The sequence below is a fragment of the Nonomuraea rhizosphaerae genome (assembly GCF_019396405.1).
Lineage (GTDB): Bacteria > Actinomycetota > Actinomycetes > Streptosporangiales > Streptosporangiaceae > Nonomuraea > Nonomuraea rhizosphaerae.
Map to the genome: position 1 here is coordinate 1 of NZ_JAHKRL010000177.1, position 9,519 is coordinate 9,519.

Here is a 9,519-nt window from a genome sequence, read left to right on the forward strand (position 1 = left end):
GGGTGCCCTCGCCGGTCAGCGCGGCGCCCGCCGCGGCGGTGGCGACGGTGCCGGTGCCGCAGGAGCGGGTCTCGCCGCAGCCGCGCTCGTACACGCGCATGACCGCGCGGGCGGGGCCGACCGGGTTGAACAGCTCGATGTTGACCCCGTTGGGGAAGACGGCGGGGTCGAAGCCGGGCTGGTGGGTCAGGTCGAGCTGGACGACCGGGTCGCCGATGGCGCAGGCCAGGTGGGGGTTGCCGATGTCCACGTGCAAGCCCTCGTACTCCTGACCGGAGACCGTCGTGACGCTCCTGCCGGACACGACCGGCTTGCCCATGTCGACGGTGACGTCGCCGTCGGGCTCGACGCGCACCTTCCTGACGCCGCCCCTGGTCGCCACGGCGAACTCGCCGTCCGCCAGGCCCGCCTCCACCAGGTAGCGGGTGAAGACGCGGGCGCCGTTGCCGCACATCTCGGCGGCGCTGCCGTCGGCGTTGCGGTAGTCCATGAACCACTCGGCCGCCGCGGCCTGGTCGGCCACCTCGGGACAGAGCTTGGTGCGCACCACGCGCAGCACGCCGTCGGCGCCGATCCCGGCCCGCCTGTCGCAGATCGCGGCGACGAGCGCGGCCGAAACCTCCAGCTCGCCGTCGAAATCGGGAAGAAGGACAAAATCGTTCTCGGTGCCGTGCCCCTTGAGAAAGCGCATTTTACGATTTTATGCCGAGCCCTCGGCCTTGATTGTTTCCAGGGCGCGTTCGAGCAGGTCAGGGGCGTCATAAGGGAGCCAGTTGACCCGGGGGTCGCGGCGGAACCACGACTCCTGGCGGCGGGCGAAGCGCCTGGTCGCCCTGACGGTCTCGGCGAGCGCCTGCTCCTCGCTCCACTCGCCCTCCAGGAACCTCACCACCTGCGCGTACCCCAGCGCGCGGCTCGCCGTACGCCCCCTGGCCAGGCCCCGCTCCAGCAGGCCGCGCACCTCCTCGACCAGCCCCGCCGCCCACATGCGCCCGACCCGCGTCTCGATCCGCGCGTCGAGCTCCGGCCTGGGCACGTCGAGCCCGATCTGCACGCTCGGGTAGACCGCCTCGAACGACGGCATGGTCGCCGAGAACGGCCGTCCCGAGTGCTCGATCACCTCAAGGGCGCGCACGATGCGGCGGCCGTTGCTGGGCAGGATCGCCTCGGCGGCCACCGGGTCGGCCTCGCGCAGCCGCTCGTACAGGGGCGCGGGCCCGCGCTCGGCCAGCTCGGCCTCCAGGCGGGCCCTGATCTCCGGGTCGGTGCCGGGGAACTCCAGGTCGTCGATGGCCGCCCGTACGTACAGGCCGCTGCCGCCGACGAGCACCGGCACGGCGAGCGACTCGATGAGCGGCCTGGCCAGCTTCTGGTACTCGGCCACGCTGGCGGTCACCGTGACGTCCCAGATGTCGAGCAGGTGGTGCGGCACGCCGCGGCGCTCATCGAGGGTCAGTTTGGCGGTGCCGACGTCCATCCCCCGGTAGAGCTGCATCGAGTCGGCGTTGACGCACTCGCCCTCCAGGCGGAGCGCGATGTCCACGGCGAGATCGGACTTCCCGGCCGCGGTGGGGCCCACGACGGCGATGACTGGCTGCTGGCGCACACCGACAAGTGTGTCAACAGTCCGGGCACGCGCGGACAAACGCCCGCCCCGGCGAGGCTCTGAAGCGGACGAACACCCGCCCTGGCGGGGTGCTGAGGCGGACGAACGCCCGCCCCGGCGGGGCTCAGAAGTCGAGCAGCGTCGGCTGCAGGTAGCCCTCGTGGGTCAGCAGCCAGCGCTTGGTCTCCACACCCTCGCCGCCGCTGAACCCGCCCAGCCCGTTGCCCGCGACGACGCGGTGGCACGGCACCATGATGGGGATCGGGTTGGACCCCATGATCGAGCCGATGCCCCGGGCCGGCACCCGCGAGCCGCTCCGCTCGGCCAGCTCGCCGTAGGTGACGGCGCTCCCGTACGGGATGCCGTGCAGGGTGCGCAGCACCTGCTCACGCGACCCGGAGGTCAGCCGCCAGTCGATCGGCGTCTCGAACACGCGCAGCTCGCCCGCGAAGTAAGCCTCCAGCTCGGCGACCGTGAACGCCGTGCGCCCGGGATCGTCCACCACGGTCAGGTCACGCAGCCGCTCGCCCGGATGCGCCCGCGCGCCCCAGCCCGTGGAGACCAGCCCCTCCTCGGTCATGGCCAGCACGAACGGCCCCACCGGCGTGGGCACCTCCGCGAACGCGACCGTGGTCATGATCCCTCCCGTAAACAGTCACCACAATCTACTGCTCGCCTGTGACAAAAGTGCCGGGGCAAAAGTGACGCGGCAAAAAGTGATGCGGCAAAAGTGACGGGCGCCGAAAGGAGCGTCTAGCATCGCGCGCGTGTCCAACCGTGAGCTCGTCATCCTGGGTACCTCCAGCGCCGTACCGACGCGTCACAGGAACCACAACGGCTACCTGCTGCGCTGGGACGGGCAGGGGTTCCTGTTCGACCCGGGTGAGGGCACGCAGCGGCAGATGGTGCACGCCGGTCTCAGCGCGCACGACGTGCACTGGCTGTGCGTGACGCACTTCCACGGCGACCACTGCCTGGGGGTGCCGGGAGTGGTGCAGCGGATCGCGCGGGACAAGGTCCGCCACCCCGTGCGGGCGCTCTACCCGGCCTCCGGCGGGGAGTACTGGCGGCGGTTGCGCCACGCCGCCGTGTTCGCCGACACCGACGTCATCGAGGAGCGGCCGGTCTCCGGCGAGACGGCCACCGAGGGGCCGCTGACCGCGCGGCGCCTGTCGCACCCCGTCGAGTCGTACGGGTACCGGGTGCAGGAGCCGTCCAGCCGCCGCATGCTGCCGGACCGGCTGGCCGCCCGCGGCATCACGGGGCCGGAGATCGGCGAGCTGCAGCGGACGGGGACGGTGCGCGGCGTCACGCTGGAGGAGTGCAGCGTGCCCAGGCCGGGCCAGGCCGTCGCGTTCGTCATGGACACGCGCCTGTGCGACGCCGTCTTCGAGCTCGCCTCCGGCGTGGACCTGCTGGTGATCGAGTCGACGTTCCTGTCCGCGGAGGGCGCGCTGGCCAAGGAGTACGGCCACCTCACCGCGCACGAGGCCGGCGTCGTCGCCGCCGAGTCGGGCGCGCGGCGGCTGGTGCTCACCCACTTCTCCGAGCGGTACGGCTTCACCGACGAGCCGGCCTTCCTCGGCGAGGCCCGCCGCGCCTTCGGCGGCACCGTCGTCCTGGCCCGCGACCTCATGCGGATCCCCGTCCCGAAGCGCCGCTAGAGCGACGTCACCCGCGATTCCCGCGGGGCTCCTTCACCACGTCACCGGGGTGGATGGATAACCTGTTCGACGGGGCGCGCCGCGTCGGCGGACGCGCTGCGCCCGCGACTATTTAGGGAGATTTATTCGCATGGACGTGCTTCACCCCCGGCTGCTGGTCTCCGACTTCGCTCCCTGTTTCGCCTTCTACGACGCCGTCCTGCCGGAGGTGCTCGGGGCGACCCTGGTCAAGGGCGGGCCCGAGGGCCCGTACGCGCACTGGGACGTCGGGGCGGAGGGTGTGCTGTCGATGCTCGACCGGGCGTCGATGGCCGAGGTTCTCGGCCCGCTGGACACCTCGGCGCAGGACCGGGTGATGTTCGTGAGCCGGGTGTCGGACGTGGACCGGGCCTACGCCGTCTGTCTCAAGCACGGGGGCCGGTCCGTCACCGAGCCGACGGACCGTCCCGACTGGGGGCTGCGGGCCGCCCACGTACGCGACCCCGAGGGCAACCTGGTGGAGCTGCAGTCCTACTGACGCAGCCTCCCTCCAGGAGGCGGGCCTACGCGTCGCCGTAGGGGCTGCGGCCCTCGCTGATCGCCTGGATCAGGCCACGTGTGTACGCCTGCGTGGCCTTGTGCAGGCCGTGCCCGTAGCTGACCCTGGCCACGCCGAGCTCCGCCAACCGCGCCAGGCTCGGGACGCCCGGCTTGAACAGCACGTTCACCGGCCCCTCCACCTCGCCCACCAGCGCCCCGATCTCGTCCTCGTCGGCCAGGCCGATCGGGTACACGCAGTCGGCCCCGGCCTCCAGGTAGCGCCGCGCCCGGTCCACGGCCGCCTTCCTGGTGCCGTCGCCGCTGAGGTAGGTGTCGATCCTGGCGTTGATCACGAGCGCCGGTCCCGCGGCGGCCCGCACCTCGGCCAGGAACTGGGCCTGCTCTCCCGCGTCGATCAACTCGTCCGTACGAGGTTCGGAGTCCTCCAGGTTGCAGCCGACGGCGCCGGTGGCGAGCAAGCGTTCGGCCAGTTCGTCGGGCTTGAGGCCGTAGCCGCGCTCGATGTCCGCCGTCACGGGCACGTCCACGGCGCGCGCGATGCGGGCCACGGCGGCGAGCATCTCCGCGACGGGAGTGCGCTCGCCGTCCGCATAGCCGAGCACCGGGGCGACGGCCGCGCTCCCGGTGGCGATCGCCGGGAACCCCGCCTCCCGCACGGCCTGCGCGGACGCCGCGTCCCAGATGTTGGGCAGCACGAGCGGGCTGCCCGGCACGTGGAGGGAGCGCAACAGGGCGGCTTTGTCAGTGGTCATGCCCGCGAGCGTAGGCACCGGGTGGCCACTGCCAAAGGGCCAATACGCGCGGGAATCGCCAAGCCACTTTCCCGTGGCGATCCCCGGCGCGTCCGGCGCTCAGCAGCCGCTCTTCGAGCACTGGCCCACGACCTGGCCGGCCGGGCCGTCCGCGGGGTTGTCGCCGGGCTCCTCGGCGGGCTGGGTGGGTGACGCCGTGGGCTTGGCCGTCGGCTTCTTGCCGGTGTTGCCGGTCTTGCCGTTCTTGGCGGGCGTCGTCTCGCGGGTGTCGGTGCCCGCCGACCCCTTGTCAGTGTCGGCCGGCGAGTCCGCCGGGAGGTCGGTGTTGGCGTCTCCCATGTCGGCGGCGGGCTCGTCGTTGAGGTCGTCGGCCGGCTGGTCGGCGGTGCCCTCGGAGGGGGTGTCCTTGTCGGCGTCGGCCGCGGCGGCCTCGTCGCCCTGGGATCCGCCGTCCGAGGCGGGGGCGGACTGGCTGGTCGACGGCGCGGACGCTGGGGCGCCGGGCAGGCCCGACAGCGCGAAGCCCACGCCTCCCGCCGCGAGCAGGGCGACGATGGCCGAGGCGGCGATGACGGCGGTCTTCTTGTTGCGGGTCCTGGTTCGCCTGGCGGGCCGGGGTGTGTCTCCCGGCCCGTCGAGGATCTCCTGGCGATCCGGCTCCATCGGATCATGCATGGTGGTGCGACTCCCTGCGGTCGTATCGGGAAAGCTCGCCGGCTTCCGCGGGTGATGGACCACACTAGCCGCAGTAGTGGAATGCTCGCGCACCAATCACAAAGGAATCACGACTTGTCACCGCTTGAAGCCATTCGCCCAGGTCGTCGTGACCGCCTCGCAGCCATGGCGGGCGTCGCCGGGGTGATCACGATCGCCGGTCTCGGCATTTTCCTGGCGTTCATGGGATCACAAAGTCCGGAGCCGGAAAAGGCGCCGGTGAATGATCAGGAAAGCGGGCTTTCTGCTGGGTCGGGCATTCCTTCCCCCACTTCGACGGCCGGGTCGACGGTGCCCGCGGGTGACGCCACCCCCGGCAACGGGACGGCGCCCGAGAACGCGCTGCGGCAGACCGGCGGCGCCACTCCTGAGGCGGCCGTCGCCTGGCCGTCCCCCATGCCCTCGCCGCAGGCGGGCAGCCCGGCGGCCGTTCCGCGAGCGGCCGTCTCGCCACCGCCCTCGCACGACGGCGTCCCGCGCCTGGTGCCCGCGCGGACCGCCCCCGTACGCGAGCAGAGCACGACACCGAGCGGCCCGTCGGACAGGTCACGGGCCCCCAGGAACGTCCCTCCGGCGGCCCTCACCCCCGCGCCGCGCACGCTCGCGCCCCCACGGGCGGAGGGACACGGGCGCGAGGACGGGCGCGGGAATGGGCACGTGGATGGGCACGGCCACGGGCGAGGCCCCACGGAGGGACGAGGCCCCGTCGACGGGCGGGGCCCCGCGGACCGGCACGAGCCCGGCGGCGGGCAGCCGGGCGTGCGCCTGGGGGCCGACCCGTGCGCCACCTTCTCCGACTTCCGCCGCGACTACTGCCGCGTGCTGCTCGACCGGATCGCCCGCGGATGAACTCACGCAGCTCACGCGGATGAGCCGCGCCAGGAGCCGCGGGATGAAGCCGCCTGAAGGAGCCGCGTGACGAAGCCCGCCTGAAGGAGCTACGTAGCCGAGCAGGCGGGGGCGGGCGGCAGCGACGGCGGCCGCCCGATCGTGGGCATCCCGAGCGAGACGCCCTTGGCCGCCGCCGGAGCCCCCTGCCGCGCCTGCCAGGCGTCGCCCGCCCGGGTGCGCCGCACGCCCAGCGCGGCCCCGTCGGCCACCAGGTGGTGCGGCGCCGCGTAGGTGACCTCGGCCGTGACCATGTCACCGGGACGCGGGACCTCGTCGCCGACGGCGAAGTGCACGAGCCGGTTGTCGGCCGCGCGCCCGGACAGCCGCCGGGTGGCGTCGTCCTTGCGCCCCTCGCCCTCGGCGACGAGCACCTCCAGGGTCCGGCCGACCTGCTTGCGGTTCTCCGCCCAGGAGATCTCCTCCTGGAGGGCGACCAGCCGCTCGTAGCGCTCCTGGACGACCTCCTTGGGGATCTGGTCGTCCATGGTGGCCGCGGGCGTGCCGGGCCGGATGGAGTACTGGAAGGTGAAGGCGTTGGCGAAGCGGCTCTCCCGTACGACGTCGAGGGTCGCCTGGAAGTCCTCCTCGGTCTCGCCGGGGAAGCCGACGATGATGTCGGTGGAAATGGCCGCGTCGGGCATGGCGGCGCGCACCCGCTCGATGATGCCGAGGTAGCGCTCGGCCCGGTAGGAGCGGCGCATCGCCTTCAGCACGCGCGAGGAGCCCGACTGCAGCGGCATGTGGAGCTGGTGCATGACGTTGGGCGTCTCGGCCATGGCGGCGATCACGTCGTCGGTGAAGGCGGCCGGGTGGGGCGAGGTGAAACGGACCCGCTCCAGGCCGTCGATGCCGCCGCAGGCGCGCAGCAGCTTGCCGAACGCCAGCCGGTCGCCGAACTCGACGCCGTAGGTGTTGACGTTCTGGCCCAGCAGGGTGACCTCCAGGACGCCCTGGTCCACCAGCGTCCGGACCTCGGCGAGGACGTCGCCGGGCCGCCGGTCCTTCTCCTTGCCGCGCAGCGACGGCACGATGCAGAACGTGCAGGTGTTGTTGCAGCCGACCGAGATCGCCACCCAGGCGGCGTAGGCGGACTCGCGCTTGGTGGGCAGCGTCGAGGGGAAGACCTCCAGCGACTCCTTGAGCTCGACCTGCGCCTCGCCCTGGACGCGGGCCCGCTCCAGCATCACCGGCAGCGAGCCGATGTTGTGGGTGCCGAACACCACGTCCACCCACGGCGCCTTGCGGACGATCTCGCCCTGGTCCTTCTGCGCCAGGCAGCCGCCCACGGCGATCTGCATGCGCGGGTTGCGCGTCTTGGCGGGCCGCAGGTGGCCGAGATTGCCGTACAGGCGGTTGTCGGCGTTCTCCCGCACGGCGCACGTGTTGAACACGACCACGTCGGCCGTCTCGCCCTCGGGCGCGGCCACGTAGCCGGCGTCCTCCAGCAGGCCGGACAGGCGCTCGGAGTCGTGCACGTTCATCTGGCACCCGTATGTGCGCACTTCGTAGGTGCGGGCGCTCTCCTGGGTAACAGTCATCGCACGTTCAAGGGTAGTCCTTGTCCGGCTCGCGACAGCCGTGCGGATCTAAAACGCCAGCTTGATGGCGTGATGTGATCGGATCGGTACCGCTCGGTTAGTGACCAGCGCTCCAATGCCCTCTACCGTTTTGGTCCATGACGGAGAACGGCGACGCCACTCCACTTGTTCAGTTGGAGAGCGTCAACAAGCACTTCGGAGCGTTGCACGTTCTGAAGGACATCAACTTGACCGTCTCCCGCGGCGAGGTCCTGGTCGTGATCGGCCCGTCGGGCAGTGGCAAGTCCACGCTCTGCCGGGCCATCAACCGGCTGGAGACCATCGACGACGGGACGATCGTTTTTGATGGCCAGCCGCTGCCCGAGGAGGGCAAGGCGCTGGCGAAGCTCCGCTCAGAAGTCGGCATGGTCTTCCAGTCGTTCAACTTGTTCGCCCACAAGACGATCCGCGAGAACGTCACGCTGGGGCCGCTCAAGGTGCGCAAGAAGGCCCGTGACGACGCCGACAGACGGGCCATGGAGTTGCTGGAGCGGGTCGGGATCGCCGCCCAGGCGGACAAGTACCCGGCGCAGCTCTCAGGGGGACAGCAGCAACGTGTCGCGATCGCCAGGGCGCTGGCGATGGACCCGAAGATGATCCTCTTCGACGAGCCCACGTCCGCGCTGGACCCCGAGATGGTCCAGGAAGTGCTTGACGTCATGATCGGGCTGGCCCGCGACGGCATGACGATGATGGTCGTCACGCACGAGATGGGCTTCGCCAGGAGGGCCGCCAACCGCGTTGTGTTCATGGCTGACGGACAGATCGTTGAGGAGAACACGCCTGACGAGTTCTTCACGAACGCGCAGACGGACCGGGCCAAGGACTTCCTGTCCAAGATCCTCACGCACTGAAGCCGGCCGAAGACAGATTGAGGAGACGGTAATGCATATGCGTACAGCGGGGGCGGTACTCGCCACTGGCGCCATGGCGCTCGGGCTGGCCGCTTGCGGCGGTGGCTCGTACGCCAACGTCGCGGAGAAGGTCAAGGACGCCAAGGAGATCACCGTTGGCACCAAGTGGGACCAGCCGAGCCTGGGCCTGAAGAAGGGCGGCGGCGACCCCGAGGGCTTCGACGTCGACGTGGCCAAGGCGGTCGTGAAGGAGCTGGCCGGCGGCCAGGAAGTCAAGATCACCTGGAAGGAGTCCCCCTCCTCCAACCGTGAGGCGCTGCTGGCCAACGGCACCGTCGACATGATCGTCGCGACCTACTCCATCACCGACGCGCGCAAGCCCAAGGTGACCTTCGCCGGCCCGTACGTGATCGCCCACCAGGACACCATGGTGCGCGCGGACGCCTCGGACATCGCCAAGGCGACCGACCTGAAGGACAAGCGCATCTGCCAGGCGCAGGGCTCCAACTCCTACAAGCGGATCACCGACCCGCCCCCGGACGGCAAGCTCGACCTGGACGCCAAGCTCGTCGGGGCCAGCAACTACTCCGAGTGCGTGCAGAAGCTGAGCGGCGGCAACCTCGACGCGGTGACCACCGACAACTTCATCCTGGCCGGCTTCGCCGCCCAGGAGCCCACCAAGTACAAGGTGCTCAACGACCCGTTCACCGATGAGAAGTACGGCATCGGCCTGAAGAAGGGCGACAAGACCACCTGCGAGGCCGTCAACAAGGCCGTCACGACGCTGTGGCAGAACGGCACCATGACCCAGCTGCTCCAGAAGTGGTTCGGCAAGACCCAGGGCCTCGAGCTGCCCACGGCGGCACCGCCCGCCGAGGGTTGCGCCTGATCCCAGTGAGCGCGGCGGCCGGCTTCCCGGCC

Annotated in this window: 11 protein-coding genes; 5 read left to right on the top strand and 6 right to left on the bottom strand. The window is 71.1% G+C overall.

The window, feature by feature from the left end; translation table 11 throughout:
• The 3 genes from dapF to KME77_RS08805 form a co-directional block, all read right to left on the bottom strand.
• A partial coding sequence (gene dapF / locus KME77_RS08795) for a diaminopimelate epimerase (RefSeq protein WP_219463803.1) occupies positions 1–691 on the bottom strand: 691 nt, incomplete at its 3' end.
• A 9-nt stretch (positions 692–700) separates the two neighbouring features.
• Positions 701–1,606, bottom strand: a complete 906-nt coding sequence (gene miaA, locus KME77_RS08800) for a tRNA (adenosine(37)-N6)-dimethylallyltransferase MiaA (protein WP_219463804.1) — start codon at positions 1,604–1,606, stop codon at positions 701–703.
• A gap of 124 nt (positions 1,607–1,730) precedes the next feature.
• Positions 1,731–2,243 carry a methylated-DNA--[protein]-cysteine S-methyltransferase gene (locus KME77_RS08805; protein WP_219463805.1) on the bottom strand — a complete coding sequence of 171 codons (513 nt, stop codon included), beginning with the start codon at positions 2,241–2,243 and terminating at the stop codon, positions 1,731–1,733.
• Positions 2,244–2,373: 130 nt separating this feature from the next.
• Between KME77_RS08805 and KME77_RS08810 the strand changes: the two genes are divergently transcribed.
• Together KME77_RS08810 and KME77_RS08815 are read left to right on the top strand one after the other, a co-directional pair.
• Positions 2,374–3,270 (top strand): ribonuclease Z, encoded by an 897-nt coding sequence (locus KME77_RS08810; RefSeq protein ID WP_219463807.1) that lies wholly within the window; start codon positions 2,374–2,376, stop codon positions 3,268–3,270.
• A 130-nt stretch (positions 3,271–3,400) separates the two neighbouring features.
• Positions 3,401–3,787, top strand: a complete 387-nt coding sequence (locus tag KME77_RS08815; RefSeq protein WP_219463809.1) for a VOC family protein — start codon at positions 3,401–3,403, stop codon at positions 3,785–3,787.
• A 25-nt stretch (positions 3,788–3,812) separates the two neighbouring features.
• Here the strand turns inward: KME77_RS08815 and KME77_RS08820 are convergent, their stop codons facing one another.
• Positions 3,813–4,562: an isocitrate lyase/PEP mutase family protein gene (locus KME77_RS08820; protein WP_219463811.1), complete on the bottom strand. Its 750-nt coding sequence runs from the start codon at positions 4,560–4,562 to the stop codon at positions 3,813–3,815.
• Between the two features lie 99 nt (positions 4,563–4,661).
• Entirely contained in the window at positions 4,662–5,237 is a 576-nt protein-coding gene (locus KME77_RS08825; RefSeq protein WP_219463813.1) for a hypothetical protein, read from the bottom strand.
• A gap of 330 nt (positions 5,238–5,567) precedes the next feature.
• On the opposite strand from KME77_RS08825, the gene KME77_RS08830 reads away from it, so the two are divergent.
• Positions 5,568–6,125: a hypothetical protein gene (locus KME77_RS08830; protein ID WP_219463814.1), complete on the top strand. Its 558-nt coding sequence runs from the start codon at positions 5,568–5,570 to the stop codon at positions 6,123–6,125.
• Positions 6,126–6,214: 89 nt separating this feature from the next.
• Here the strand turns inward: KME77_RS08830 and miaB are convergent, their stop codons facing one another.
• Positions 6,215–7,705 carry a tRNA (N6-isopentenyl adenosine(37)-C2)-methylthiotransferase MiaB gene (miaB, locus tag KME77_RS08835; RefSeq protein WP_219463822.1) on the bottom strand — a complete coding sequence of 497 codons (1,491 nt, stop codon included), beginning with the start codon at positions 7,703–7,705 and terminating at the stop codon, positions 6,215–6,217.
• Positions 7,706–7,842: 137 nt separating this feature from the next.
• Here miaB and KME77_RS08840 point away from each other — a divergent pair, with 137 nt between their 5' ends.
• Complete coding sequence (locus KME77_RS08840) at positions 7,843–8,598, top strand: amino acid ABC transporter ATP-binding protein (protein WP_219463824.1); 756 nt, start codon at positions 7,843–7,845, stop codon at positions 8,596–8,598.
• Between the two features lie 31 nt (positions 8,599–8,629).
• Positions 8,630–9,487 (top strand): glutamate ABC transporter substrate-binding protein, encoded by an 858-nt coding sequence (locus KME77_RS08845; protein WP_219463825.1) that lies wholly within the window; start codon positions 8,630–8,632, stop codon positions 9,485–9,487.
• Positions 9,488–9,519: the final 32 nt, after the last annotated feature.